General features: G+C 66.8%; 25 protein-coding genes. 9 read left to right on the top strand and 16 right to left on the bottom strand.

Features of this window, described 5'->3' with window-relative positions:
* Positions 1 to 4: 4 nt before the first annotated feature.
* The 12 genes from L0976_RS10055 to L0976_RS10000 form a co-directional block, all read right to left on the bottom strand.
* The gene (locus L0976_RS10055; RefSeq protein ID WP_234187171.1) at positions 5 to 1,111 is read right to left on the bottom strand and encodes an ABC transporter ATP-binding protein; all 1,107 of its coding nucleotides are present in this window, start codon (positions 1,109 to 1,111) and stop codon (positions 5 to 7) included.
* Between the two features lie 35 nt (positions 1,112 to 1,146).
* Positions 1,147 to 2,550: an FAD-binding oxidoreductase gene (locus tag L0976_RS10050; protein WP_234187170.1), complete on the bottom strand. Its 1,404-nt coding sequence runs from the start codon at positions 2,548 to 2,550 to the stop codon at positions 1,147 to 1,149.
* The gene (locus tag L0976_RS10045; protein ID WP_234187169.1) at positions 2,547 to 3,416 is read right to left on the bottom strand and encodes a PfkB family carbohydrate kinase; all 870 of its coding nucleotides are present in this window, start codon (positions 3,414 to 3,416) and stop codon (positions 2,547 to 2,549) included. The genes L0976_RS10050 and L0976_RS10045 overlap by 4 nt, the downstream gene beginning before the upstream one ends.
* Entirely contained in the window at positions 3,413 to 4,258 is an 846-nt protein-coding gene (locus tag L0976_RS10040; RefSeq protein WP_234187168.1) for a sugar phosphate isomerase/epimerase, read from the bottom strand. Before L0976_RS10040 ends, L0976_RS10045 begins: the two co-directional genes overlap by 4 nt.
* A 12-nt stretch (positions 4,259 to 4,270) precedes the next feature.
* Entirely contained in the window at positions 4,271 to 5,131 is an 861-nt protein-coding gene (locus tag L0976_RS10035; RefSeq protein WP_234187167.1) for a carbohydrate ABC transporter permease, read from the bottom strand.
* Entirely contained in the window at positions 5,128 to 6,093 is a 966-nt protein-coding gene (locus L0976_RS10030) for a carbohydrate ABC transporter permease (RefSeq protein ID WP_234187166.1), read from the bottom strand. Before L0976_RS10030 ends, L0976_RS10035 begins: the two co-directional genes overlap by 4 nt.
* A gap of 13 nt (positions 6,094 to 6,106) precedes the next feature.
* Positions 6,107 to 7,432, bottom strand: coding sequence for an ABC transporter substrate-binding protein (locus L0976_RS10025; protein ID WP_234187165.1), 1,326 nt, complete (start codon positions 7,430 to 7,432; stop codon positions 6,107 to 6,109).
* 84 nt (positions 7,433 to 7,516) lie between these two features.
* Positions 7,517 to 8,530 carry an SIS domain-containing protein gene (locus tag L0976_RS10020; RefSeq protein WP_234187164.1) on the bottom strand — a complete coding sequence of 338 codons (1,014 nt, stop codon included), beginning with the start codon at positions 8,528 to 8,530 and terminating at the stop codon, positions 7,517 to 7,519.
* 167 nt (positions 8,531 to 8,697) lie between these two features.
* A complete protein-coding gene (locus L0976_RS10015) occupies positions 8,698 to 9,720 on the bottom strand; it encodes a LacI family DNA-binding transcriptional regulator (RefSeq protein WP_234187163.1) in 1,023 nt (340 codons plus the stop codon).
* Between the two features lie 122 nt (positions 9,721 to 9,842).
* Positions 9,843 to 10,973: an FAD-binding oxidoreductase gene (locus L0976_RS10010; protein WP_234187162.1), complete on the bottom strand. Its 1,131-nt coding sequence runs from the start codon at positions 10,971 to 10,973 to the stop codon at positions 9,843 to 9,845.
* A 198-nt stretch (positions 10,974 to 11,171) separates the two neighbouring features.
* The gene (locus L0976_RS10005) at positions 11,172 to 12,011 is read right to left on the bottom strand and encodes a sugar phosphate isomerase/epimerase (protein WP_234187161.1); all 840 of its coding nucleotides are present in this window, start codon (positions 12,009 to 12,011) and stop codon (positions 11,172 to 11,174) included.
* A 76-nt stretch (positions 12,012 to 12,087) separates the two neighbouring features.
* On the bottom strand, positions 12,088 to 13,581 hold the full coding sequence (locus L0976_RS10000) for an FAD-dependent oxidoreductase (RefSeq protein ID WP_234187160.1): 1,494 nt from the start codon (positions 13,579 to 13,581) through the stop codon (positions 12,088 to 12,090).
* Between the two features lie 146 nt (positions 13,582 to 13,727).
* On the opposite strand from L0976_RS10000, the gene L0976_RS09995 reads away from it, so the two are divergent.
* Genes L0976_RS09995 through L0976_RS09985 form a run of 3 tightly spaced genes read left to right on the top strand, consistent with a single transcriptional unit; the run spans position 13,728 to position 16,413 of the window.
* Entirely contained in the window at positions 13,728 to 14,735 is a 1,008-nt protein-coding gene (locus L0976_RS09995; protein ID WP_234187159.1) for an SIS domain-containing protein, read from the top strand.
* An 18-nt stretch (positions 14,736 to 14,753) separates the two neighbouring features.
* Positions 14,754 to 15,464, top strand: coding sequence for a GntR family transcriptional regulator (locus L0976_RS09990; protein ID WP_234187158.1), 711 nt, complete (start codon positions 14,754 to 14,756; stop codon positions 15,462 to 15,464).
* A 10-nt stretch (positions 15,465 to 15,474) separates the two neighbouring features.
* Entirely contained in the window at positions 15,475 to 16,413 is a 939-nt protein-coding gene (locus tag L0976_RS09985; protein WP_234187157.1) for an ornithine cyclodeaminase, read from the top strand.
* A 4-nt stretch (positions 16,414 to 16,417) separates the two neighbouring features.
* On the opposite strand, the gene L0976_RS09980 is transcribed toward L0976_RS09985, so the two are convergent.
* From L0976_RS09980 to L0976_RS09970, 3 genes are all read right to left on the bottom strand, one after another.
* Positions 16,418 to 17,206 (bottom strand): amino acid ABC transporter ATP-binding protein, encoded by a 789-nt coding sequence (locus L0976_RS09980; protein WP_304945042.1) that lies wholly within the window; start codon positions 17,204 to 17,206, stop codon positions 16,418 to 16,420.
* The gene (locus tag L0976_RS09975) at positions 17,206 to 18,129 is read right to left on the bottom strand and encodes an amino acid ABC transporter permease (RefSeq protein ID WP_203320161.1); all 924 of its coding nucleotides are present in this window, start codon (positions 18,127 to 18,129) and stop codon (positions 17,206 to 17,208) included. Before L0976_RS09975 ends, L0976_RS09980 begins: the two co-directional genes overlap by 1 nt.
* Positions 18,130 to 18,218: 89 nt before the next feature.
* Entirely contained in the window at positions 18,219 to 19,064 is an 846-nt protein-coding gene (locus tag L0976_RS09970) for a transporter substrate-binding domain-containing protein (protein WP_234187156.1), read from the bottom strand.
* Between the two features lie 260 nt (positions 19,065 to 19,324).
* Here L0976_RS09970 and L0976_RS09965 point away from each other — a divergent pair, with 260 nt between their 5' ends.
* The 6 genes from L0976_RS09965 (at position 19,325) to xth (ending at position 23,991) form a co-directional block, all read left to right on the top strand.
* Positions 19,325 to 20,413 carry a LacI family DNA-binding transcriptional regulator gene (locus L0976_RS09965; RefSeq protein ID WP_234187155.1) on the top strand — a complete coding sequence of 363 codons (1,089 nt, stop codon included), beginning with the start codon at positions 19,325 to 19,327 and terminating at the stop codon, positions 20,411 to 20,413.
* A gap of 246 nt (positions 20,414 to 20,659) precedes the next feature.
* On the top strand, positions 20,660 to 21,547 hold the full coding sequence (locus tag L0976_RS09960; protein ID WP_234187154.1) for a PfkB family carbohydrate kinase: 888 nt from the start codon (positions 20,660 to 20,662) through the stop codon (positions 21,545 to 21,547).
* 451 nt (positions 21,548 to 21,998) lie between these two features.
* Positions 21,999 to 22,190, top strand: a complete 192-nt coding sequence (locus L0976_RS09955; protein WP_234187153.1) for a hypothetical protein — start codon at positions 21,999 to 22,001, stop codon at positions 22,188 to 22,190.
* A gap of 22 nt (positions 22,191 to 22,212) precedes the next feature.
* Positions 22,213 to 22,911: an isoprenylcysteine carboxylmethyltransferase family protein gene (locus tag L0976_RS09950; protein ID WP_234187152.1), complete on the top strand. Its 699-nt coding sequence runs from the start codon at positions 22,213 to 22,215 to the stop codon at positions 22,909 to 22,911.
* A 99-nt stretch (positions 22,912 to 23,010) separates the two neighbouring features.
* Positions 23,011 to 23,199 carry a hypothetical protein gene (locus L0976_RS09945; protein WP_234187151.1) on the top strand — a complete coding sequence of 63 codons (189 nt, stop codon included), beginning with the start codon at positions 23,011 to 23,013 and terminating at the stop codon, positions 23,197 to 23,199.
* A 6-nt stretch (positions 23,200 to 23,205) separates the two neighbouring features.
* A complete protein-coding gene (gene xth, locus L0976_RS09940; RefSeq protein WP_234187150.1) occupies positions 23,206 to 23,991 on the top strand; it encodes an exodeoxyribonuclease III in 786 nt (261 codons plus the stop codon).
* Between the two features lie 63 nt (positions 23,992 to 24,054).
* Here xth and L0976_RS09935 read toward each other — a convergent pair whose 3' ends face one another.
* On the bottom strand, positions 24,055 to 24,432 hold the full coding sequence (locus L0976_RS09935; protein WP_203320154.1) for a DUF4112 domain-containing protein: 378 nt from the start codon (positions 24,430 to 24,432) through the stop codon (positions 24,055 to 24,057).
* Positions 24,433 to 24,445: the final 13 nt, after the last annotated feature.

Below are 24,445 nucleotides of genomic sequence, written 5' to 3'. Positions count from 1 at the left end.
GGCCTCATATCCCCTTGCAGGCAACGGCGCTGCCCGTGGCATCGAATACGTGGATGTCCTGGCGGCGCGCGGCAAAACGGATGTCCTGCCCGCGCGTAAAGGCGCTCTCGCCGTCCGCCTTGATCAGGAACTTCTCGCTGGCGCCCGGCAGGTCGAGATAGAGGATCTGCACCTCGCCGAGATGCTCGACGAGATCGATGCTCCCGGTGAAGGTGAGATCGGTCCCCTCGTCCTTCGCGACCTGCGTGTTCTCCGGGCGGATGCCGATGCTGACCGCCTCGCCCTTCGAAAGCCTGCCCGGCTCCGTCGCCAGCCCGATCTCGACGCCGCAATCGAGCCGGCAGCGCGCCGACGTCTCGCCGCGCTCGATGACCGTACCCTTGAGGATGTTCATCGCCGGCGAGCCGATGAACTGCGCGACGAAGAGATTTTGCGGCCTGCGGTAGAGCTCGGTCGGCGAGCCGACCTGCTCGATGCAGCCGTCCTTGAACACGACGATACGGTCCGCCAGCGTCATCGCCTCGACCTGGTCGTGGGTGACGTAGATCATCGTCACGTCCGGCATGCTCTGCTTCAGCTTGGCGATCTCGATGCGGGTGGCGACGCGCAGCGCCGCGTCGAGGTTGGACAGCGGCTCGTCGAACAGGAAGACCCGCGGATTGCGCACGATGGCCCGGCCGATCGCCACGCGCTGGCGCTGCCCGCCGGAAAGCGCCTTCGGCTGGCGTTGCAGGTATTTGTCGAGCTGGAGGATCTCGGCCGCCTTGTGCACCCGCGCGTCGATCTCCGCCTTCGCCATGCCTGCGATGCGCAGCCCGAAGGCCATGTTCTCGTAGACGGTCATGTGCGGGTAGAGCGCATAGGACTGGAACACCATGGAGATGCCCCGTTTCGACGGGGCGACGGCGTTCATCCGCTCGCCGTCGATGACGAGGTCGCCCGACGTGATGGTCTCCAGCCCGGCGATCGATCGCAGGAGCGTGGATTTCCCGCAGCCCGACGGCCCGACGAAGACGATGAACTCGCCCGACCGGATCTCCAGGTCGATGCCGTGCAGGATTTCCAGTTCTCCATAGGCCTTGCGGATGTTTCTCAGCGACAGATCGGCCATCGTTCCATTCCGTTGTTTGATTTAAGGCGCCCTCGTCAGGGCGCGAGCCCGGCCAGGAACCGGGTGACCGGATCCGCCGTCCTGTTGCGGATTTCGAGATCGTTCTTGCGGCGGATGGCGCGCCGCACCACGCGCGCGCCGAGATAGCGCAGCGGTTCGGGCGGAAGCCGCGTGCGTCTGTCGAGGCCGACGAGCCCGCAGCGGCTCCAGGCATCGTCGCGGCCGAGCACCAGGCTTGCCACGATGCGGCCTGCGACCGGCGCCTGCGCGATGCCCGTGCCGTTGAAGCCCATCGCGTAGAAGATGCTGGCGTGGTCCTTCAGATGGCCGAAGACCGGCAGGTGCTGCGACGTGCAGTCGATCGGGCCGCTCCAGTCGCACAGTACGGGGACGTCCCTGAGTTCGGGATAGACCCGGTGCATCTCGCGGATATTGTCCGCCCCGCCGTCGCCGCCGCGGTTGAAGCGGGCATCGATACGGTCGCCATAGGCGATGCCGCCCGTGCCGCGGCCGAAGATGACCGTGCCCTCGGGCGTGCGCTGGTAATAGAGCACATGCTGCTGCGCGTCGCAGATCGACGCGCCGTCCGTCCAGCCGATCCGCCTGAGGACGTCCGGCACCGGCGCCGTCGCGATGACCTGGCTGCTGACGACATAGAGATAGGGGTGCAGCTCCGCGATGGCCGACAGCCAGGCATTGGCGGCCAGCACCACCTTGCCGGCGCAAAGCGTGCCGCCCGCCGTGCGCAGCCGCGGCCGGGGGCCGGGCACGATCTCGAGGACGGGGCTGCGCTCGTGCACGGCGATGCCCCTCGAAAGGGCGAGATCGCGCAGGCCGATGGCGAGCTTGGCCGGCTGCACCGTCCCTGCCCTCTCCTCGACGATGCCGACATAGGAGGCGGCCGAGCCGGTGCGGCGCAGGATGTCGTTGCGCCCGAGCGGGCCCAGGCGTGGCTCGCCGAGCGCGCGGCCGAGCTCCGCGGCCGCCGTCCATGCCCCTTCCTGGGCGGTCGAACTCGCGGTCCAGAGCCAGCCGTCGAGCCTCAGGTCCATGTCGATGGTGCCGGAGGCCTGCAGGCCATGCAGTTCCTCGATCGCATCGGCGGTCGCCCGGCACAGCATCAGCGCATCGTCCTCGCCGACGAGCGCGCGCAGCATGTCGATCTCGGCAAACCAGCTATGGACCTGGCCGCCATTGCGGCCGGAGGCACCGGAGCCGCAGAAATCCGCCTCCAGCACGGTGACGCGCGTTTCGGGCGCCTGTTCCTTGATCCGCAGCGCCGTCCAGAGCCCGGCGTACCCGCCGCCGACGATCGCCACGTCGCAGTCCAGGCTGCCCTCCAGGGGCGGCGTCACGGCATCCGCGCCGATGCTCTGCAGCCAGAAGGAGCGGTCGCCCCGTTTCGCCGCGACGGGCGGCCGCATGGTGATGGCGTTCATGTTCCGGCCCTCTGTGTGCTGCGGATGACGGCGTCGTATTTGGCAAGCAGCCATTGCGGGATCGCCCGGACCAGCTGCGGGAAGCCGCCGAGATGGGTGCAGGTCTGCGAGGCCCTTTCGGCGGCGCGGTCGAGCGCGGCCTTGCCGGGCAGGTCCGAGAAGAACCGCGCCGTGATGAAGGTCGCGATGAAGCTGTCGCCCGCGCCGCAGGTATCGACGACGGCGACCGGCACCGAGCCCGCCTCGACCGTGCCGGCGCCATCGTCATAGAACGAGCCGCGCTTGCCGCAGGTAACGACGACATGGCGCGCGCCCGCGGCCCTGAACCGTGCGATCAAGGGTTCGACGGGCTCGGCCGGATCGTCCGGGCCGGAGGCGAAGACCAGCGGCACGCCTTCCAGCGAAAGGTCGAAATGCCGGGTGGAGACGTCGATGCTGAAGGGCACGCCATCCGCCACGAGCCGGCGCACCAGCGTTGCGCTGGAATTCGTGCCGAGATGCACCCAGTCCGCCTGCCGCAAAGCCGCATAGCGGTCGTCGCTCGGCACGTAGTCCTCGCCGACGCCGAGGGATTCCAGGAGAAAGCGCCGCTCGCCGGCATCATCGGTGAGCAGCGTCACGGCGGAGGCGCCGGGACGGATCTCGACGTCGCGCCGATCAAGGCCCGCCTCCCCGATGGCTGCCAGCATGATGTCGGCCTCCGCATCCGCGCCGAGCGCGCCGAAATAGCGGGCGTTCAGCCCGTGCCGGCGCCATTGCACGGCGACATTGAGCGCATTTCCACCCACCGCGAGGAAGCCCTTGTTCAGGTAGGCGTCAAGGCAATTGTCGCCGACCGCGATCAGGTTGGGATTGGCTTTCGTCATTCGTCATCCGCTCGGTCGAGATGGGGGGCGATCGCATCGAGGCAGCGCCTCCAGGCGGCGACGGGGTCGAGCGCGTAGGAGCCGTTGCCGAAGGGCTCGAAGGTGAGCGTGCCGGCATAGCCATGCGCGCCGAGCGCGGCGAGATAAGCGTCGAGCGGCAGGTTGCCGTCGCCCCAGGCAAGGTGCCCGGCCGGCGTCCCGTCGACGACATGCACATGGGCGATCCGCTGTCCGAAGCGCTCGAAATATCCCTCGACGCTGTCGCCGGCCGTCGCCATGGCGACGAGGTCGAGAACGATGTCGATCCCTTCGCCGTCGAGCGCGCGCCAGAAGGCTTCAAGCGTGCCCGCATCGGTGACGATGTTGCTTTCGAGCCGCTGGAGGGGCTCCAGCAGGCAGGCGACGCCGAGCGACCTCGCATGGGCGGCGATCCGGTTGACGGACTGGACCGAATGCGCCCAGGCGACCTCCCGGCTCTCGCACTCGAAGCCGCGGCCGGGCGTCAGGAAGAGATAGCGCGCGCCGAGTTCCGCGCAGAGATCGGCGGCCCGCAGGAAGCGCTCGACGCTCGCCTCGCGGAAGGCGGCGTCTCCCGAGGCGATGTTGATCGGGTAGAGGACCTGCTCGGGCGTGAAGCAGCGAACCGCCAGGCCATTGTCGGCGAGGATCGACTTCACCTCGGCGAGCCGCGTGCGATCGTCATGGAAGAGGTCGAGATGCGGGGCGATGCCCCACAGTTCCATCCGCTCGAACCCCATGGCGGCGAGCTGCTCGGCCGTCCAGCGGAAGGGGTGGTGCTGGAAGGAGAAGTTCGCGCCGATGAGCTGGTTTCGCTTCAACATGATCCCTGCCCCCTACTTTCCGATGCCTTCGGCGAGCCCGCGGATGAAGAAGCGCTGGGCCGCGAAGAAGGTGATGACGATGGGAAGCGCCGAGAGCGTCATGGCGGCGAAGACGACGGCATAGTTGGTGCCGTGCTTGGCCATGATGGAGGTGAGGCCGACCGGCAGCGTCTGCAGGTCCGCGCCGCTGGTGAAGATCATCGCGAAGAGATATTCGTTCCAGGCGAAGAGCACATGCAGGATGACGCAGGATACCAGGATCGGCTTGCACAGCGGCAGCGTCACCTTCCAGAAGATCTGCCCCTCGCTGGCGCCGTCCATGATCGCCGCCTCGTCGAGGTCGCGCGGCAGCCCCAGCATGTAGGCGCGGATCAGGAAGGTGGTGAAGGGGATGCGGAAGGCGGTATAGAGGATGATCAGCGCCCAGTAGGTGTTGTAGAGGCCGAGCTCCTGCATCATGCGCACGAGCGGAATGACCGCGACCGTCGGGCTCAGCATGAGGCCGCCGAGCACGATGCCGACGAAGAACGGCTTGCCCGGCAGTTTCGAGCGGGTGAGGCCATAGGCCGTCCAGGCGCTGACCAGCACCGTGCAGACGGCGGACCCGAGCGTGACGATGACGCTCGTGGCGATGTAGTTGCGGATCCCCTGGTTCCAGGCCGAGATGTAGTTCGCGATGCTGAAGCCGCCGGGCAGCGCGAACGGGTTGCCGAAGATCTCGGCATTGGTCTTGAAGCCGTTGAGCGCCATCCAGAGCAGCGGATAGAGCACGACGATGCCGAGGCTGGTCAGAAAGGTGACGAGGCACACCTTCGCGAGAACCGCGAGGAAATCCGTGCGCTCGGTTTCGCGCGGTCGATAGGCGTCGCTCACAGCTCGACCCTCCGTCTCTTCGTGTACCAGAGCTGCGCCAGGCCGGTCAGGAGCGTGATGACGAAGATGACCGATGCGATCGCCGCGCCGTAGCCGAAGTCGTTTTCGATGAAGCCCTGCTGGTAGAGCCACGTCCCCAGCACCTGGCTGCTGTTGTTCGGCCCGCCGCCGGTCATCACCATGACCTCGTTGAACACCTGGAAGGCGCCGGTAATGGTGACGATCACCATGAGGCCGGTCATCTCGCGGGTGAGCGGAAAGGTGATGTTCCACAGCCGCCGCCAGGTCCCCGCCCCGTCCATGATCGCCGCGTCGTAGAGTTCGCGCGGGATCTTCTGGATGGCGATTGCGAAGAGCAGCGTGGAATAGCCGAAGCCCTGCCACTGGCTCATGGCGATGATGGCATAGATCGCGGTCCCCTCCTCGCCGAGCCAGGCGCGCGACCAGTCCGCAAGGCCGATCTGCGTCAGCGCCGAATCGAGGAGGCCGATGTCCGGCTGGTAGATGAAGTAGAAGAGAAGGCCGGTGACGGTGATCGAGATGGCCGAGGGCACGAAGTAGACGGCCCGCCAGAACCGGCGCCATTTCTCCTCGCCAAGCCCTTCGATGAGCGCCGCCAGCACGAATGCCCCGAAGACCTGGAAAATGACGGAGATGACGGCATAGAGCGTGTTGTTGACGATCGCGGTCCACACCACCGGATCGCCCTGCAGGCGGCGGTAGTTCTCAAGCCCGACGAAGGCGGTCTCGCCGGTGAAGATGTCCTGGTTCTTGGTGCTGACGACGAAGTTGTCGACGATGGGATAATAGACGAACCAGAGGATCAGGACGAAGGCGACCAGGACCCAGCGGAAGGACAGGATCCCGGCGAGCGGGCCGGACCGGTCGCTTGGCGCCCGGGCCGGCCCGGTGAAGCCGATTTTGACGGCTCCACCCTTCTGCTCACGCTTCATGACGGTCATGTCTGGCCGATCCTTACTTGGATGAAGCCGCTGCTTCCTTGACGCGCTCCATGACCGCTTCCGGCGTCATCGAGCCGCCGATCAGCGCCTGAAGGCCGGAGAGCCACGCAGCCGCCACGCGCGGCGGATTGGCGGTGTCGAGCCAGGGCATCAGGTAGGAGGCGTCGGCGATCACCTTCAGGCCGTCGACCACCGCCGGGTTCATGGCCTCGGCGGAATAGCCGCCGACCGTGGCGCTCGGCTGGCCGTAGGGCGGGGCCGAGAGGACCTTGCCGTTATCCGCCGAGGTCACGAAGCGCATGAAGTCGATCGCCAGCGGGATGTTCTTCGAAGCCGAGTTGATCATGTAGCCCTCGGGCGCGCCTTCGACGGACCTGGGATCACCCTTGGCATCCTTGGGAACCGGCAGCTTGAAGAAGCCGAAATCCTCCCGCTTCAGCGCGCCCTCGGCGGTCGCCTGGTCGAATTCGATGATCTCCTGGTAGTACATCGCCGACTTGCCGTTGCTGAACTGCTGCAGAGCCGAGGCATAGGAGGAGCCGTTGGTGCCCGATCCGTCCGAGCACTCGTCGATGAGCTGCTTGAACTGCGTCAGGCTGGTGACATAGCCGGGATCGCTGAACTCGGCCGTCGCGGGCACGAAATCCTTTTCGAGCGTCGCCTGCGGCACGTTGTAGGCAAGAAGCTGCCCGGCATAGTGCACGCCCGGCCAGCCTTCCTTGTTGCCGAACGAGATCGGCGTCGTGCCGGACTTCTTCAGCGCCGCGCAGGCGCCGAGCAGATCCTCGAAGGTGCCCGGCTCGGCAACGCCGGCCTTTTCGAACAGGCTCTTGTTGTAGCCCATGAACTTGGCGTCGAGATAAAGCGGGATGCCGTAGAGCTTGCCGTTGTACTGGAAGGCGGAGACGGCGGCGCTCGCCAGCGTCTTGCCCCATTCGGTATCCGGGCCGATGACCGGGGTGAGATCGACGGCGCGGTTGCCGCGCACGAAGTTCTCGCCCCAGCTTCCCGTCCAGGTGAAGTAGACGTCCGGCAGCGAATTGGATGCGACGAGGGCCTTGGTCTTGCCCTTCACGCTGTCGTCGCTCTCCTGGATGAGCTCGACCTTCACGCCGGGATGAAGCTTTTCATATTCTTTCGCGGCATCGACGAAGAAGGGCGAGAGCTGCTGCAGGCCGAATTTCGTCAGCACGCTGACGGTGCCGGAATAGTCGACCTTGGCATTGGGATCGGCGACGACCGGGTCTGCGGCGGTCGCCATGCTGGCGCTGCCGATGACGAATGCGGCGGCAACGATCGACCCGAGGCTCGTCGTGCTCAAGACCATATTGGCTTTCATTTCGCGGTTCCTCTCTGTTGTTTTCGTTTCGTCGGGCATGCAGGGCAGGCGGCCGGCCCGGCGTTTCCGCCGGACCGGAAGGTCTCAGTATTCGACGCGCTTGTAGTAGCGGCGCGTGGTCAGCGGATGGTCGCGCAGCACCTCCAGGTGCGCGCTGAGGCGCTCCAGCATGGTGGCAAGGACGATCGGCGAGATGAGGCTGCGCGTGCCGGCCGAGATGCCCGGAAGGCTTGCGGAGGCCGCATCGAGAACGCGCACCTTGTCGGTGTAGCGCCGGGCGAAGTTGTCCACGCGGTCGGTCAGCGGCCGGAAGGCATCCTCGCCCTTGAAGATGAAGAGGCTGACGCCCGGCTCCACCAGTTCGAGCGTGCCGTGGAAGAAGTCGGACGCCTGCACCGGACGGGTGCGGATCCACTGCATCTCCTCGAGGATGCACATGCCGTAATAGTGGGCTTCGGGCCAGACGGAGCCCGCGCCGGTGAAGATGTGATAGGTCTCGTCCTTGATCTCCGCAGCAAGCGCGGCAGCCTCGGCCTCGTAGCCTTCCTTCACGGACACGAGCAGTTCCGGCAGCAGCGCGAGCTCGGCCACCGTGGCGTCGAAATCGGCATGCTCGCCACGCTCGGCGAGCAGCGCGAGGACGATGATCAGGGTCTGGAGGTAGAAGGATTCGGAGGACGTGTCGTCCTCGGCGAAGTTGGTGAAGTTGTAGTCGGCGTCGCGGCCGAGCGGGGTGTCCTTGTGGCCGGTGAGCGACAGCGTCTTCACGCCGCGTTCCTTGAGGAAGGAAAGGAGCTGGACGCTCTCCTTGGTGGTTCCCGAAAGCGACGGCAGCACGACCAGCGCCTTCTCGTCGAGGCCCGCCGGCGGCTCCAGCACGACCTGCGCGGGATAGGCGGCCGAGACCGGAAAGAGCGTCGCATTGCGCGCAAGCTCGATGGCCGGCTGGGTCAGGAACTGCACGCCGCCGGTCCCCATGAAGAAGATGCGTTCCAGACCGCCATCCAGCAGATCCCGCATCAGGGCACGCATGTCCCCGGCGATTGCAACCGCGCCGCTTTGAATCTTCACAAAGCGATCCCTGTCGAAGTTGAGCATTTGAACCTTCCCGTTTTGCGCTCCGCGATCGCCCTCGCCATGAGCCGGCGTCGCCACGCAAATGATCTTAGAGACGTTATGAGATCGATCTCACATATATTTAGCGCACAAGAACCGCACGCTGGCAAGTGGGGCGTCAAAAAATAATGGAAGGGCGTTTTCGGGGCTCAGCCGGCGCTGCGCCGACTGACCGAGCCGCGGACTATCAGCTTGGTTTCAAAGCGGATTTTCTGCGGAAGGTCGCTTTTTCCGGAAAGCCGGTCGAAGAGAAGCCGGCCGGCCGCCCGGCCGATTTCCGACACCGGCTGGGAGACCACGGTGATCTGCGGATCGGTGAAAGTCGCCAGATTGAAGTCGTCGAAGCCGATCAGCGAGACGTCGTGGGGAATGGACATTCCCATCGAGCGGAAGGCCAGGAGAGCGCCCTGCGTCATCAGGCTGTCGACCGTGAAGAGGGCCGTCGGCGGCGTCTTCTGGCGGAAGAGCCGTATCGTGGCATCGACCGCGTGCTCTACCGTCGATTGCGAGACCGCCACCATCCGCTCGTCGAGCGAAATGCCGGCGGCGGCAAGGGCGGACCGGTAGCCGGTCATGCGCTCGCGCGAGGTGAAGATGCGCATGTCGTCCTGCAGCAGCCCGATGCGGCGGTGGCCCATGGCGATGAGATACTCGACGGCCTTGCGCGCGCCGCCCTCGTTGTCGACCACGACGCTGTCGCAATCGACGTCCTCGGCGACGCGGTCGATCAGCACCAGCGGCACGTTTTCCGCGGCGAGGCTTTGCAGATGGGCATTGTCGCCGGCCGAGGTCGGCGCGACGATGAAGCCGCGGATGGAGAGCGAGCGCAGGCTCGACAGGAGGGAGATTTCCTGGTCGAGCTCTTCCTCGCTGCTGCCGATGACGAGGTTGTGGCCGCATTCGCGGGCAAGAACCTCGATGTCATGCGCGATCCGGGCGAAGAACGGGTTCTGGATGTCGCCGAGGATGCAGCCGATGATCGGCAACTGGCCGTTGCGCAGCGCCTGCGCCAGCCGGTTCCCGCGATAGCCGAGCTTCTCCGCCGCCGCCTGGACCCTTTGCGCGGTCTCGCCGCCGACATAGCCGTAGCTGTTGAGGGCGCGGGCCGCCGTCGCCCGCGAGACATTCGCGAGCGCCGCCACATCCTTCAAAGTCGCCGGTTTGCGAACCATGTCACCCTTCGATCCTACAGCAGGCTTCTCGTGAGCCCTTGTAGCTTCGGGTTGCCGGTTCGCATAGGCCCGCGCTTGAGGAAAGCGGCCCGCCGGTCGCCATGTTCGGCCATCACGGGGACCTATCCCGCCGTGAAACGTTCCGGCCGGAAGGTCGCGAGCATGGGATGCTCGGTGCCGGTGGCGATCTCATCGGCGAGCAGCTCGCCGACGATGAGGCCGAGCGTCGCGCCACTGTGGCTGAAGGCGACATGGTAGCCCGCGACGGCCTTGAACGCACCGACGACCGGCTCGCCGTCGCCGGGAATGGGCTTGCCGCCGACGCCGACCGTGGCGACGTCGAGCCGGGGATTGCCCTCCATCACCCTTCCGGCTTCGGCAAGAAGGGCGGCAACGACGGCCTCGTCGATCTCGTATCTGCCGTCCGCGCGCCGCTTCACCCCTTCCTCGGCCGCCCAGTCGGCATCCAGCGCGAAAGTGCCGCCCGGCGCCGGGCGGACCGCGACGCGCGGCGTGTTGAGGACGGCGCGCAGGGGATGGGCGAGCGGCCTCGTCTGCACGAGCAGGGCGAGCGGCGTGCCGTCGCCGATGGCCAGCCCGCTCTCCGCCGCCATTTTCGGCACGGCGGGGCCGGTGGCGAGCACGACGGCATCCGCCCGGAAGCGCCCACCTTTGGCGGTTTCGGCGCCGACGGCCCGGCCGCCTTCGATCACCGCCCGCGCCGCGCCCTGATCCGTGACAAGCACACCGCCGAGCACGGAGAATTCCTTGAGAAGCACGCCGATCAGCGCCGGAAGATCGACCCAGCCCTCGCCCGGATTGAAGATCGCGCCCTGCGGCGTGATCGCGCGGGCATCGACGCCGGGCGTGACGCGGGTGACCTCGGCCGCCGACAGCCGCCGCGCATCGTAGCCGAGCGACACTTCGTGGCGATAGGCCGTGTCGATCTCGTTGCGCTCGTCATCGGCATCCCAGGTCAGGCCGCCGTCGAAGCGGAGCCATCCGGCATCCGGGTTTTGCGCAGAAAGCGTGCGGTAGCGGTCGACGCCGGCCATGCGCAGCCGGTGATAGGGCAATGAGCGCATGCGCGACGAATTCAGCCAGGACAGCGAACGACCGGAGGCGCCGTTGGCCGGCGGCCCGTCGTTGACGATGGTGACGGCAATGCCGCGCCGGGCAAGGTGAACGCCGGTGGAGACGCCGAAGATGCCGGCGCCGATGATGACGGCCGAAGAGATGGCGTTGTCGGTCATGAGAGTTGTCTTTCCGTCGGTTGGTCATGCGGAGGAACGAGGTGGCCAGGGATCTTCCAGGCGGTCCCCTCGCCGGTGCTGGCGATCCGGCCGTGCCGCAACGGCCGCAGCGGCGGATCGGCCGTGCCTGCCGCCATGGCCGGCAAGGCTTCCGGCACAGCGGCTGGATTCCGTCGCCCGATGTCCGCACCCATCCCGCTATGCCCGGCCGAGGGCCTTGCGCATGGCCTCGACGCATTGCTTCAGCGGCGGGGTGGGATCGACATTGTATTTCCAGTTCGTCAGCTCGACCGTCAGCGCGCCATCGTAGTTCCGGCCGCGCAGATAGGCGACCAGTTTGTCGAGATCGATGATGCCGTCGCCCCAGGCAAGGTGGCTGCCGCCGGCATCGGAATCGGTGAAATGCACGTGCGCGAGGCGGCCGGCGAGATGCGTGAAGTAATCCTCCGGCGTCTCATGGGTCATGACGGCACCGGCCACGTCATAGACCGCATGCAGCACGGGGCTTGCGAGCCTGTCCATCAAGTCGCGGATTTCGCTGGCCGAGCGGACGATGTTGGCGAAGGAATCCGGCAGCGATTCCATCCACAGGTCGATGCCGAGCCTTTGCGCGCGGTCGCACAGAAGGCCCATGGAATCGACGCAGCGCTCCAGCGCCTGTTCCGCCGGCTCGTCGCGGTAGCCGCCGCCCGCCGTCACGAGAAGCGCCGGCGCGCCGCATTCGACGGCGAATTCCATCGATTCCAGGAAATAGCGCAGCGAACGGTCGCGCAGTTCCGGCTCCTTCGCCGAGATGTTGATCGGATAGATGCATTGTTCCGGCGTGAAGGCGACGATGTCGATGCCCATGCCGCGGACCTTCCGCCCCAGCGCCCGCGCATCGGCCAGCGTCCTGTCGCCGATGTAGAAATGCGGCGCGGCGGCCCAGAGCTCGATGCGCGAGACCCCGGCATCGCAGACGTCGGCCAGGAACCGGTCCAGCGTATGGCGCACATAGTGGAAATTCATCACGCTGATACTGCGTTCGTCAAGGGCCATCGCCTGTCCTCCTCCATGGCCGCCGGTGCGGCTGTTGTCGTCGATTTATGAGAACGCTCTCTCTTCCGGTCGCCCTTTATCGCGGCCCGGCCGTGCGCAGATTGAACGCGGTGGCGGTCTCGTCGATGAACGCGGCAACCTGCGCCGCCGTCTCCTCCGGTGTCCAGCCGAGAAGCGGGGCGGCAAGGCCGGCGGCCGTTTCGGCATGGCGCCGGCCGAGATCCGGCTCCCAGCCGACGGAAAGGCGGCGGCGCAGGATGTCCGAGAGCGTCTGCGCCTGCTCGTTCAGGATGGCATGGGCGACCGAGGCCTCCGTCACATGGTCCATGTCCGCAGAGGCCGGCGCCGGCGCATCGAGCGGACGGCGCGGCCCCGATGGCGCCAGCCGGCGGGCGACGGCCCGCGTCAGCCGCCGCCCGGCATCGCGATGCGTCATCAGCAGCCCGCCGGTGAAGGTGAAGACATTCGGCAGGCCTTCGCCTGTCAGGTCGTGCTCGCGCACGGCGGGGGCCGCGCTGCGGCCATCCCCGGCAAGGCTGCGCGGCCGCACGCCCGCCCAGGCATAGAGCACGTCCTCGCGCGTGCGGCCGAAGCCCGGAAAAAGGCGGCCGAGCTGGTCGAGGATCGCCGAAATCTCCGCCTCGGCCGCGCGAAACCCCTCCGGCCTGCCGTCCGAGACGCAATCCCATGGCCCGACGTAATGGAGTTCGCCCCATGGGATCAGGTAGAAGGGCGCCCCCGCCGCCGTCACGGTCTCGAAACCGACGCCGCGCAGGCTTTCCGGCAGGCGCAGGACGATGTTCGTGCCCTTTTCGCCGGTATTCTTGCGGATATGCGGCGCGCCGGCCAGCGCGGTGATCTCGTCGACCCAGACGCCCGCGCAGTTGACGACCGCGCGCGCCAGGACATGCCGCGTGCCCTCGGCCATCGCAAGCGTGACGCGCCAGAGATCGCCCTCCCGCGCCAGGCCCGTCACCGCGGTATGGTTCAGCGCCTCCATGCCGATCGCACGCGCCTTCATGACCGTATCGACGACGATGCGCTCGGGCCAATGGTACTGGTATTCGGTGAAGCTCATCGCGCCGCGAATGTGCTCGATCCCCGCCATGCCCTGAAGCGCCGGATGGGCCCGCGCCTCCGCGGCAGACAGGATGCGAAGGTCGAGCGGTACTTCGCCGCCGTCGCTGGCCGCCATCAGGCGGAAGGCGAGCCGCGCCTTCCAGCGGGGGATGGCGTTTTCCGGCGTCAGCGGGACGATGAAGGTGACGGGCTTTACCCGTTCGGGCGCCAGGCGCACGAACTCCGCCCGCCCGCGCATCGCGCGGTGCATGAGGCTGAAACATTCGATGGCCCTGCGCGGATGAAGCAGAAAGGCCGCAATCGAGCCGCTGGCGGCGGAAAGATAGCCGAGCCCGCAATGCTGGAGGCGCGAGGTCCGGCTGGAGGTGCCCGCGCCATAGTCGTCGCGCTCGACCAGCAGCGTGCGATAGCCCGCCGCCGCAAGATGCTGCCCGGCCGCCGCGGCGATGATGCCGCCGCCGATCACCACGGTGTCGTAAATCCGGCTCACGCTCAACTCCCCGCCCACGGCCGGGCCAGCCACTTTCGCATCGAATGTGAGAACGTTCGCAAAATTTCGTCCCGGGTGTCAAGCCTGCTTGACGTCGCCATGCGGATTATAATACGTATTATAACGTCATATAGAAAGGTCCGACCATGTCCCTCCCCTCCGCCTTCGCCTTCGACGCCGGCGTCGTCGCCGCGCTCTCCGCCCTGGATGCAAAATCGGTGAAGCATGTCTTCTTCGTCGCCTGCGGCGGATCGCTGTCGATCATGCATCCGGCGAAGTTCCTGCTCGACCAGCATTCGCCGCTGCCCTCGGATGTCTACAATGCCGCCGAGTTCGTCGCCCGCGCGCCCCGCACCCTCGATGCGAATTCGCTGGTCATCCTCTGCTCGATGACCGGCACCACGAAGGAGACCACCGCCGCGGCCGAATTTGCCCGCGCCCGGGGTGCCAAGACCATCGGCCTGACGGTCGAGCCGGCCTCGCCGCTCGGCAAGGCGGTGGATCACGTCGTCGGCTTTGAGGCTCCCTACACGACCGGCGTGCCGATCGATGCGAAGGACAGCAACTATGCGCGGATCTACCAGATCGTCCTCGGCCTCGTGGCGCTGACCGGCGGCGAGGACCTGACCGGGACGCTGATCGAAAGCCTTGCCGCCCTGCAGCCGGCGATCGACCGGGCACATGCCGTCTTCGCGCCTATGTTCGAGGACTATGCGCCGCGCTTTGCGAAAGAGGACGTGATCTACACCGTCGCCAGCGGCGCAAGCTACGGCGCGGCCTATTCCTTCGCCATCTGCGTGCTCATGGAGATGCAGTGGATCAACAGCCAGGCGATCCATGCCAACGAGTTCTTCCACGGCCCCTTCGAGGTGCTCGACAAGGACCGCGCCTTCATCCTCATGAAGGGCCTCGACAGCACGCGCCCGCTCGAGGAGCGCGCCGATGAATTCCTGCACCGCTTCGGCTCGGCCGAGAACATCCTCGTTCTCGACGCCGAGAAGCTCGATCTTGCCGGCATCGACCCGCGGCTGCGCGGCAATGTCGTGCCGCTGATCTTCTTCGACACGCTCTGGCGTTTCGCCTATAAGATCGCCGACCTGCGCAAGCACGAAATGCTGGCGGCGCGGCGCTACATGAAGAAGATCAGCTACTGAGAAAGCCCGGAAGAGCGGATGGAAGACCAAGCGAACCTCTTGCCGCTCTATGAACAGGTCCGGCGCTCGATCCTTTCCGGCATCGACGCCGGCCAGTATGCCGAGGGCAGCTTCCTGCCCACCGAACCGGAGCTCATGGCGCAGTACGGCGTCAGCCGGATCACGCTCAGGCGCGCGATCGGCGAGCTTTGCGCCGATGGCCGCCTGCAGCGCCAGCAGGGCCGCGGCACCATCGTCATGCCCGGCAAGGTGCGCCAGACGCTCGTTTCGCTCTCCGGCTTCTCCGAGACGATGGACGGGCTCGGCCGAAAGGCCGGCCACCGCATCCTGTCGCGCGACGACAATCCCGACGCGCCGGCCATCCGCGCCCGGCTGCGGGCCGGAGCGCTGATCCGCTTCGACCGGCTGCTGGAGGACGACGGACGGCCGATGACGCTCGAAACGCTCTGGTTCGATCCGCAGCGCTTTCCCGACGTCATCGCCCCGGTCGCAAGGGGCGGCTCCTTCTTCGCGGCGCTGCGCGACAAGGCCGGCATCGAGCCGGCCCATGCGGAACGGCAGATCGATGTCGGCTTCGCCTCGGCCAGTGAGCGCGACATCCTGGCCATCACGGCCGCCCAGCCGGTCTACCGGATCGAGAAGATCGTCACCGACGCCGAAGGGCGCCCGCTCGCCCTGTCGCAGCTCGTAACCCCAAGCCATCTGGTCACCTACACCATCAAGACCTGAAAGGTTCGACATGCATGTTTTCGACGCGGCCGCCGTTCACGCGGCGCTTGACTGGCCGTTCCTGATCGAGGCGCTGCGGACGGCCCATCGCGGGGCCATGCCCGCTTGCGAGGTCGTGGTGCAGTCCGACCCGGCCGGCGGCGACGCGCAGTTCGTCACCCTGCCCGGCTGGGCGCCCGCCGGCCCGATCGTCGTGAAGATGGTCGGCGTCTTCCCGCAGAACGCACGCCTGCAGCCACCGCAGCCCGCCGTCCAGGGGCTGGTCGCGCTGTTCGACGGCGGCACGGGCGGCCCGCTGCTCGTCGCCGACGGCGCGGCCATGACGGCGCGCAAGACCGCCGCCGATTCCGCTCTCGGCGCCGCCATCCTCGCCCGCGACGACGTGGAGGACCTGCTGATCGTCGGCGCCGGCGCCCTCGCGCCGCATTTCGCCGAGGCGCACATGGCCGCCCGGCCTTCGCTGCGGCGGGTCGTCATCTGGAACCGCACCGCCGCCCGCGCCGAGGCCGTCGCGGCCGGGCTGCGGGAGAAAGGCATCGATGCGGCGGCGAGCGGCGACCTCGACGGCGCGGTCGCCCGCGCCGATGTCGTGTCCTGCGTCACCATGTCGGATACGGCGCTGGTCAAGGGTGCGCTGCTGCGGCCCGGCAGCCATCTCGACCTCGTCGGCGCCTACCTACCGACGCTTCGCGAGGCGGACGATGCGGCGCTGGCGCGCGGCACGATCTTCGTCGACAGCCGCAACAACATCGAGGGCGGCGGGGACCTGTCGCAGGCCGTCGCCTCCGGCGCGATCACCTGGGATGCCGTGAAGGCCGACCTGTTCGAACTCGTCCAGGGGAAAGCGGCAGGCCGCACGGGCGCCGACGAAATCACCGTGTTCAAGAACAACGGCGGCGCCCATCTCGACCTTTTCACCGCATCCGCGCTGGGACAGACGCTCGGCTGACGCCTCACGCGTCAGCCAGCACCCGCGCCAGGAACGCCCGCGTACGATCGTGCTGCGGGCGCGTCAGAACGTCGGCCGGCCGGCCCTGCTCGACGATCACCCCGCCGTCCATGAAGATCAGGTGGTCGGCCACGTCGCGCGCAAAACCCATTTCATGGGTGACCACGACCATGGTCATGCCGTCGTCGGCGAGCTTGCGCATGACGGCAAGGACCTCGCCGACGAGCTCGGGGTCGAGCGCCGAGGTCGGCTCGTCGAACAGCATGACATCGGGCTTCATCGCCAGCGAGCGGGCAATCGCCGCGCGCTGCTGCTGGCCGCCGGAAAGCTGCGCGGGATAATAGTCCGCCCGTTCCTTCATGCCGACGCGGTCCAGAAGCACCATCGCCTCCTCGACCGCCGCGGCCCGCGGCACGCGCTTGACGAGGACCGGCGCCTCGATGACGTTTTCCAGCACGGTCTTGTGCGGAAAGAGATGGAAGCCCTGGAACACCATGCCCATGCGCTGGCGCTGGCGGGCGAGCTCGTTGAAGCTCATCTCGTAGAGCCTGTCGCCCTTCCAGCGCACGCCGACGGGTTCGCCATGCAGGAAGATCGCGCCGCCCGTCGGCTTTTCGAGATAGTTGAGGCAGCGCAGCAGCGTGCTCTTGCCGGAGCCGGACGGGCCGACGATGCAGGTCACGTCGCCGCGCATCACCGCCACGTCGATCCCGCACAGCACCTCATGGGCGCCGAAGCTCTTGCGCAGGCGCTCGACCTTCAGCAGCGGTTCGGCGGTCATCTGGTCGTCCATCAAAGGGCCTCCTGCTGGCGCGCGAACAGGCGGAAGGGGAAAAATCCGCCCGCCTTCTTCGCACCCGCGCGGTGTTCGGATTTCAACCGGTGCTCGACGGCATGCTCGACGACCGTCAGGACGGTGGTGAGCACGAGATACCAGATGGTCGCCACCAGCAGCAGCGGCACCGTCTGGTAGGTGCGCGCATAGACCATCTGCGCGGAATAGAGCAGGTCGGGCAGCGCCAGCACGGAGACGAGCGAGGTGAATTTCAGCATCGAGATCGTGTCGTTGCCGATGGGCGGAATGACGATGCGCAGCGCCTGCGGCAGCACGATGCGGCGAAGCGTCTGGCCGCGCGTCATGCCCAGAGTGGCCGCCGCTTCCGTCTGGCCGGCATTGATCGCCTGGATGCCGGCGCGGATCATTTCGGCGGCGTAGGCGCTCTCGGTGAAGGCAAGGCCCATGATGGCCGCGCTGAAGGGCGTGATGAGCGCGTTGGTATTCCAGGAGAAAAGCTTCGGCCCGTCGAACGGGATGCCGATCGAGATCTCCGGCAGAAGCAGCGCGAGATTGTACCAGAAGATCATCTGCACCAGCGGCGGCACGCCGCGGAAGAACCAGATCCAGCCCCAGCTTACCGACCGGAAGACGCTGCTGGCCGAAAGGCGCATGATGGCAAGCACGACGCCGATCGCCAGGCCGAGCACCATGGCAAGCACCGTCAGCAGCAGCGTCATGCCGAGACCCGAAAGGATCGGCCGGCTGAACATGTATTCGGCGACCACGCTCCATTGCATGTTCTTGTTGGTGACGAGCACCTGCAGGAAGACGACCGCGAGAACGGCAAGAGCCACGCCGCCGATCCAGTGGCCGATCTTCGGCACCGCGATGGGCTTCACATCGTGGATCGAGGGGCGGGAGAGTGGTTTTTCAGACATCGTCATTCCTTGCTGGCCGTCCGGGACTGCCTGATCCGGCCCGAAGCGCGTCCGGACCGGATGGATTTGCACGCGGCAAGACAGGCGGCTCAAAGATCGGCCGGGTTCTCTTCCGTGATCAGCAGCGCCTTGGTCAGCATGCCGCTGTCGTCGAGGCCCCACTTGGCCATGATCTTCTCATAGGTGCCGTCGTCGATCATCGACTGGATCGTATCCGTCAGCACCTGGCCGAGCGGATCGCCCTTGCGCACGCCGATGCAGCTATTGACCGGCGACAGGACAAGCTCGGACACCTTGAGGTCACCCGTCTGCTTTGCCATATAGGCCAGCTTGACCGATCCGCCCACCGTGGCCTGCGCGCGGTTGGAGCGCACGGCAAGCTCGGCCTGCGCCTGCGTGCCATGGGTCTGCATGACGACCGGCTTGTCCTTGCACTCGTTGGCGTTCAGCCTCTCGAGAAGGCCGATGTCCCAGGAACCGTTGAGCACGGCGACCGTCAGGCCGCAGGCATCGCCCGCGGACTTGATGTCCAGCGTGCTGTCCGCCGGGTAGGCGAAGGAGGTGCCGATCCGGCGCTGGGACACGAAGTCGAGCGTCTTCAGGCGCTCCGCCGTGGTGCCGAAGGACGAGAAGCCCGCGTCGAAGCGCTTGGACTGCAGGCCCGGAATGATGGCGTCGAAGCTCGTGCCCTCGAAGGTGAAGGTCACGCCGAGGCGCTGCTCCATCTCCTTGGCGATGTCGACGCTCCAGCCCTTGAGCTGGCCGTCGGCGTCCTGGTACTCGTCCGGCGCCCAGTCGTTGAAGACCGCGGCCTTGATGCCGTTGTCCCTGTATTCCTGCGGCAGTGCATCGTGCAGCGCGGGAATGACATCGGCCAGCGCCGGCATCGCCAAAGCGGCGCTCAGGACGCATCCGGCCAGAATGGATTTAAACATGACGACCTCCTTGTTGTGGCGAACCCCGCGGGCTCGCGATGGCGCTCTCCGGTTCCCCTTTTTCAAAGTCGCGAGAACGTTCTCACATATGAGACACGGAGATTGCCCATCCGTCAAGCATGACTTAACAGGAAGAAGCGCCCAGAGACGTTGAAAACCATCGCCGATCTGTTAACACCTAAGAAGAGCTGCCATTTTCTCCAAACCGAAGCATGATAAAATTCTCATTTCGGCGGCTCAAATTGTGAGAGGAATTGCCAGTGGCTCCGAAAAGCAAGGCAACGATCACGGATGTTGCGCGGGCAGCCGGCGTTTCCACGGCGACCGCCGGACGGGTGCTCGGCGGTTACGGCTATACCAGCGAGGACAAGAAGGAACAGGTCCTCAAGGCCGCGCAGAGCCTCGGCTACCGGCCCAATGCGCTGGCGCGCAGCCTGATCACCGGCAAGACCCGCACGCTCGGCGTCGTCGCCGGCGACATCCAGAACCCGTTCTACGCCTCGGTGCTGCGCGGCATTTCCAACGTGGCGGAGGCCAACGGCTTCGGCCTGCTGATCACCAACAGCGACGAGGCCCAGCCCAAGGAGGTCCATTCGGTCGAGCTTTTGGCGCAGAAGCAGGTGGACGGGCTGATCGTCACCCCGAGCGACACGCGCAAGGCGCGGCACCTGCACAATCTGCGGGCCATGGGCGTTCCGCTCGTGCTGATCGATCGCGCCGTCGCCGGCCTGATGGTCGACCGCGTGGCGACGGACAACATCGCCGCCGCCGAGCAGGCCGTGCGCCATCTCATCGCCGCCGGCCATCGCCGCATCGGCATCGTGGCCGAACTCGTCGATGAGGAAGGCGGCGGCCTCGACACCTTCCTCGCCCGCGCCATCGCCGGCGATCCGATCGAAAGCGAGACGCTCTATCCGAGCTGGCAGCGTCTTCTCGGCTATATCCGCGCCCACCGGATCGAGGGCCTGCCCGTCGACCCGCGCCTGACGCTGCGGGCCGGAAGCTATTCGGCCCTTGCCGCGCAGGCCGTTGTGCCCGGCCTGATGACCGCCCCCGAAGCGCCAACCGCGCTCTTCACCACGGACGGCACCATGTCCGAAGGCACGATGCGGGCGCTCGCCGAGATGCAGATATCCATCCCGCAGGACATCTCGATCATCTGCTTCGACGACCTCGACTGGATGAGCTTCCACCGGCCCGGCATCACCACCGTCGCGCAGCCGCGCCTGGCCATGGGCGAGGCGGCGGCGCGGATGCTGCTGGAGCGCATTCGCGGCGAGGATTATCCGCCGCGCACCGTGCTGATGCCCGCGGAACTGATCGAGCGCGGCTCCGTCGCACGGCTTTGACCCTCCCGGCGCGGGAGAAGGCCCTTATCGCCGCCCGCGCCTGACGCCGGATTATCCTCCTGTTTTTCCATTGTCTTTTCCAGCAATGCTGCCGGCGGGCACCTTTCGGCGCCACTCAGCCCGGCCTTGCGAACCCCATCACGATTGCGCATTGCCGGCGCCCCTGACGCGGGAAACCATTTGCCTTTTTTACCGCAGGCCTATAATTGAGAACGTTCTCAGTTTCTTCTCAGGAGAGCTTGCCAGATGCCGCATCCCGCCAGAATCCTCGCCTTCGGTGACAATGTCGTCGATTGCTATCGCGACCGGAACCTGATGTTTCCCGGCGGGAACTGCGTCAACCATGCCGTCTTCGCACGCCGCGCCGGCGCAGAGACCGCCTATGCCGGCGCGGTCTGCGACGACGATGCCGGGCGCCTGATCCGTGCGGCCCTCATCCAGGAAGGGGTCGACGTCTCCCTGCTGCGGATCGAGCCGGGGCAGACGGCCTATTGCGTGATCGAGACGCAGGACGGCGACCGGGTCTTCGTCGGCGCCAATCTCGGCCCGTCGATCATCGCGCCCTCGCCGGCCGACCTGTCGCGGCTTTCGCAGTTCGACGCCGTCCACACCGGCCGGTCGAGCCATGTCGACGCCTGGCTGCCGCGCTTTGCCGCGGTGACGAAGGTCTCCTACGATCTCGCCACGGTGCACGATCCAGAGCGCATCGCGAAGGTCGCGCCGTACAGCTTCCTGATCGCCTTCTCCGCCGGCGGCATGTCGCGCCGGGAGGCGCTTTCGCTGGCGCAGCGTGCCCGGACGGCGGGGGCCCGCTGGAGCCTCGTCACCCGCGGCACCGACGGGGCTCTTCTTGCCGGCGAAACCGGCGTCTTCGAAGCCCCGGCCAAGACGGTCGAGGCCATCGACACGCTGGGCGCAGGAGATACCTATATCGCCAACGTCCTCGTCGGCCTGCTCGACGACCGGCCGCCCGAGGCCATCCTGGAAAACGCCGCTGAGGCCGCCGCCCGGACCTGCCTGATGCGCGGCGCCTTCGGGCACCAGGCCCCGATGAGCGTCGACCTCTCCAACATGATGAGCCTGGACGAAATCTACCGCACCACCCGGCCCGCGAAGATGCCCGCCGAGGCGTGACGGAGGCCCGGCCGTCCGCATTCCAGCCGGCGGGCAAGCTCGGGCAGGGAAACGGGTCTCCTCAAATGGACGGCACCATGGCGATGGGGAGGCCGCGAACAGCGCCGTGCCCGGTAACGAGGATCGTGTCGAGGCCGGCGGCCTGTCGGAGTGCATCACCGGCATCGCCAGGCTGAAAGCCGCAAGTCGTGGACGACCGGGGTCATCCTGAAAAAGTGCCGTCCCCGTGATGCCGGAGACCGGCCGGCGGGTCGAAATCCGCGCCGGGCGCCTTACATTGCCATTGCACCGCGCCGTTACGCCGCCGGCAAAGCCGGCCGATCGGAGAGGTCATGTGCGAAGATCATCGTCCTGACGTATCGCGGTCCGTGGATGAGGTGGGATGATGCGCTTTTCCTTCCCGCACAGCCATGCCTTTCAAGGCGGCCGCCTCACGATAGAGGATGCCGAGATGAGCGAAGGCATGTGCGTGGTCGAGTTCGGCGACGGCGTCGCGATGATCGGCGAATGGCACCCGGACGGCGACGACATCCGCCTGAGCGTCCCGGCCTATCGCACGGCGAAGGGCACGGGCGTCGATGCGCGCCGCTGGCAACTGGTGCGAGGCCAGGATGGATCGTGGCGATCCTACCGCCGGTCCTGACCGTATCGTGAGGTGCAGCACCATGACGTTCACCGACCCCCCGCCGATGTCGCGCTCAAAAGCCGCCGCCTATGCCATCGGCCTGCCGATCGCCCTCCTCGCGCTGGTTTTCCTGCCCGTCGGGCGGTTCGACTGGACACCCGGCTGGATCTTTGTCGGCTTTCTCGTCGCCGCATACGCGGTGTCCGCCCTGGTCCTCCAGCGGGCGAACCCCGTCATCTATCGCGCGCGCAGCCGGTTCCAGCCCGGGACCGAGGGTTGGGATCGGATCCTCCTGCTGCTGATGCTGCCGGCCATGGTGGCGGAGGTCCCACTCGCCACGCTCGATGCGGGCCGGATGGCCTGGTCGGCCGTGCCCATGGCATTCGTGGCGCTCGGCTACCTCCTGCTCCTTGCCGGCATCGCCATCACGACCTGGGCGCAGGCGGTCAACCGCTTCTTCGAGCCGGGTGTGCGCCTGCAGCGCGAGCGCGGCCAGCGCGTCATCTCCACCGGGCCCTATGCCTTCGTCCGCCATCCCGGCTATGTCGGGGCGCTCATGATGTTCGCCGGGATCGCGCTGGCGCTCGCTTCCTGGTGGGCGCTCGTGCCGGCGGCGTTCGCCGGCGCCATGCTCGTGCTGCGCACGAACTGGGAGGATGCGCTTCTTCGCACCGGGCTCGTGGGCTATGGCGACTATGCCCGCCGCGTCCGCTTCCGCCTCTTTCCGGGCCTGTGGTGAGAGACGGAACGAATCGGCCGCCCGCGCATTTATCAGCCGATGTTGGTTTTTCGCCCCGCTGCGCCAGCGGGGCGTTTTTTTTGCAGCAGGAGAATTGCCATGGATATCGGAATTCCCTCGCCGCAACGCCCGACCTCCGATCCGGATGCCGCGCTGGTATTCGAGGCCGTCATGCGCGCTGCCGGTCATCAGGCGGCCGCCTACCTGGAAGACCCGGACCCCGCGGACGATCCCGCCATGCCTCGCCCGGACGCTGCCCTTGCGGGCGGCAATAGACGCGCGGACTGAGGATCGATGAAGATCGCGACCTACAACGTCAACGGCGTGAACGGGCGCCTCGCCGTGCTTCTTCGCTGGCTTGAGGACGACGCGCCCGACGTGGTGTGCCTGCAGGAATTGAAATCGCCGAACGACCGGTTCCCGCGCGCGGAACTGGAGCGTGCCGGCTATGGGGCGGTCTGGCACGGCCAGAAAAGCTGGAACGGCGTTGCAATCCTCGCAAAGGGCTTGGTGCCCCTTCTCACGCGCCGGGGCCTGCCGGGCGACCCTGACGACACGCACAGCCGCTACATCGAAGCCGCCGTCGACGGGATGCTGGTCGGCTGCCTCTACCTTCCCAACGGCAACCCTGCTCCCGGCCCGAAGTTCGATTACAAGCTGCGCTGGTTCCAGCGCCTTCTCGCCTATGCGGCGGAACTGATCGAGCTCGATGTTCCCGTTCTGCTGGCCGGCGACTACAACGTCATGCCGACCGACATCGACGTCCATGCGCCCGAGCGCTGGCGAGACGACGCGCTGTTTCGCCCCGAGGTTCGCAAGGCCTATGCCGATCTCCTCGCGCAAGGCTGGACGGATGCGATCCGCCGTCTCCATCCCGACGAGCGGATCTACACATTCTGGAAATATTGGCGCAATTCCTTCGAGCGCGATGCGGGCCTGCGGATCGATCATTTCCTGCTCAGCCCCGCCATCGCGCCGCGGCTGCGCTCCGCCGGCGTTCGCCGCGCGCCCAGGAGCTGGGATCACACCAGCGACCACGCGCCGGTCATGATCGAGATCGCACCGCCGGCCGACAGTTGAAGGACCAGGCTTGTCCGCCGCTTTTCGCGCAATTCTTCCGGGGTCGCGAACCACCGTCGGCGCCTAGCGGTCGAGGTCGGCGTGGTCGAGACCGAAATGATCCAGCACAAGCTGGAGGTTGCGGCGGTTGGACTTGAAATAGACGTCGAAGACGTCGCCCAGCACCGGCACGCTTCCCGCGACCGTATCGAAGCCGATATTGACCAGCATCCTCATGAGCTTGTCGTTCGGCACCCCGAGCCGCCGGGCCTCGTTGACGATGACGAGGCTGACGGCCGCGGCCGCGAAATCGCCGATGCCCGGGACAAGGCCGAGCACGGAGTCCGCGCCGAACGACACGCGCGTGCCGGGAATGCGCAGCGCCGTGTCCATCAGCCGCGCCAAGCCGCGGATCCGCCGGAGGCGCGCCAGATGCTCGATGGGTATGCTGGACCTGTTCATTCTCCTGATGTGG

The sequence above is a fragment of the Shinella sp. NM-101 genome (genome assembly GCF_021401195.1).
Taxonomy (GTDB): Bacteria; Pseudomonadota; Alphaproteobacteria; order Rhizobiales; family Rhizobiaceae; genus Shinella.
Note: the sequence above shows the minus strand (reverse complement) of the source record. Positions and strands in the feature narration are given on the sequence as shown.

Coding starts and splice junctions, on each gene's coding strand:
- L0976_RS10055 (WP_234187171.1), bottom strand. CDS start 1,111: ATGGCCGATCTGTCGCTGAGAAACATCCGCAAGGCCTATGGAGAACTG.
- L0976_RS10050 (WP_234187170.1), bottom strand. CDS start 2,550: ATGAACGCCATCACCATGCGGCCGCCCGTCGCGGCGAAACGGGGCGAC.
- L0976_RS10045 (WP_234187169.1), bottom strand. CDS start 3,416: ATGACGAAAGCCAATCCCAACCTGATCGCGGTCGGCGACAATTGCCTT.
- L0976_RS10040 (WP_234187168.1), bottom strand. CDS start 4,258: ATGTTGAAGCGAAACCAGCTCATCGGCGCGAACTTCTCCTTCCAGCAC.
- L0976_RS10030 (WP_234187166.1), bottom strand. CDS start 6,093: ATGACCGTCATGAAGCGTGAGCAGAAGGGTGGAGCCGTCAAAATCGGC.
- L0976_RS10025 (WP_234187165.1), bottom strand. CDS start 7,432: ATGAAAGCCAATATGGTCTTGAGCACGACGAGCCTCGGGTCGATCGTT.
- L0976_RS10020 (WP_234187164.1), bottom strand. CDS start 8,530: ATGCTCAACTTCGACAGGGATCGCTTTGTGAAGATTCAAAGCGGCGCG.
- L0976_RS10015 (WP_234187163.1), bottom strand. CDS start 9,720: ATGGTTCGCAAACCGGCGACTTTGAAGGATGTGGCGGCGCTCGCGAAT.
- L0976_RS10010 (WP_234187162.1), bottom strand. CDS start 10,973: ATGACCGACAACGCCATCTCTTCGGCCGTCATCATCGGCGCCGGCATC.
- L0976_RS10005 (WP_234187161.1), bottom strand. CDS start 12,011: ATGGCCCTTGACGAACGCAGTATCAGCGTGATGAATTTCCACTATGTG.
- L0976_RS09995 (WP_234187159.1), top strand. CDS start 13,728: ATGTCCCTCCCCTCCGCCTTCGCCTTCGACGCCGGCGTCGTCGCCGCG.
- L0976_RS09990 (WP_234187158.1), top strand. CDS start 14,754: ATGGAAGACCAAGCGAACCTCTTGCCGCTCTATGAACAGGTCCGGCGC.
- L0976_RS09985 (WP_234187157.1), top strand. CDS start 15,475: ATGCATGTTTTCGACGCGGCCGCCGTTCACGCGGCGCTTGACTGGCCG.
- L0976_RS09980 (WP_304945042.1), bottom strand. CDS start 17,206: ATGGACGACCAGATGACCGCCGAACCGCTGCTGAAGGTCGAGCGCCTG.
- L0976_RS09975 (WP_203320161.1), bottom strand. CDS start 18,129: ATGTCTGAAAAACCACTCTCCCGCCCCTCGATCCACGATGTGAAGCCC.
- L0976_RS09970 (WP_234187156.1), bottom strand. CDS start 19,064: ATGTTTAAATCCATTCTGGCCGGATGCGTCCTGAGCGCCGCTTTGGCG.
- L0976_RS09960 (WP_234187154.1), top strand. CDS start 20,660: ATGCCGCATCCCGCCAGAATCCTCGCCTTCGGTGACAATGTCGTCGAT.
- L0976_RS09955 (WP_234187153.1), top strand. CDS start 21,999: ATGAGCGAAGGCATGTGCGTGGTCGAGTTCGGCGACGGCGTCGCGATG.
- L0976_RS09950 (WP_234187152.1), top strand. CDS start 22,213: ATGACGTTCACCGACCCCCCGCCGATGTCGCGCTCAAAAGCCGCCGCC.
- L0976_RS09945 (WP_234187151.1), top strand. CDS start 23,011: ATGGATATCGGAATTCCCTCGCCGCAACGCCCGACCTCCGATCCGGAT.
- xth (WP_234187150.1), top strand. CDS start 23,206: ATGAAGATCGCGACCTACAACGTCAACGGCGTGAACGGGCGCCTCGCC.
- L0976_RS09935 (WP_203320154.1), bottom strand. CDS start 24,432: ATGAACAGGTCCAGCATACCCATCGAGCATCTGGCGCGCCTCCGGCGG.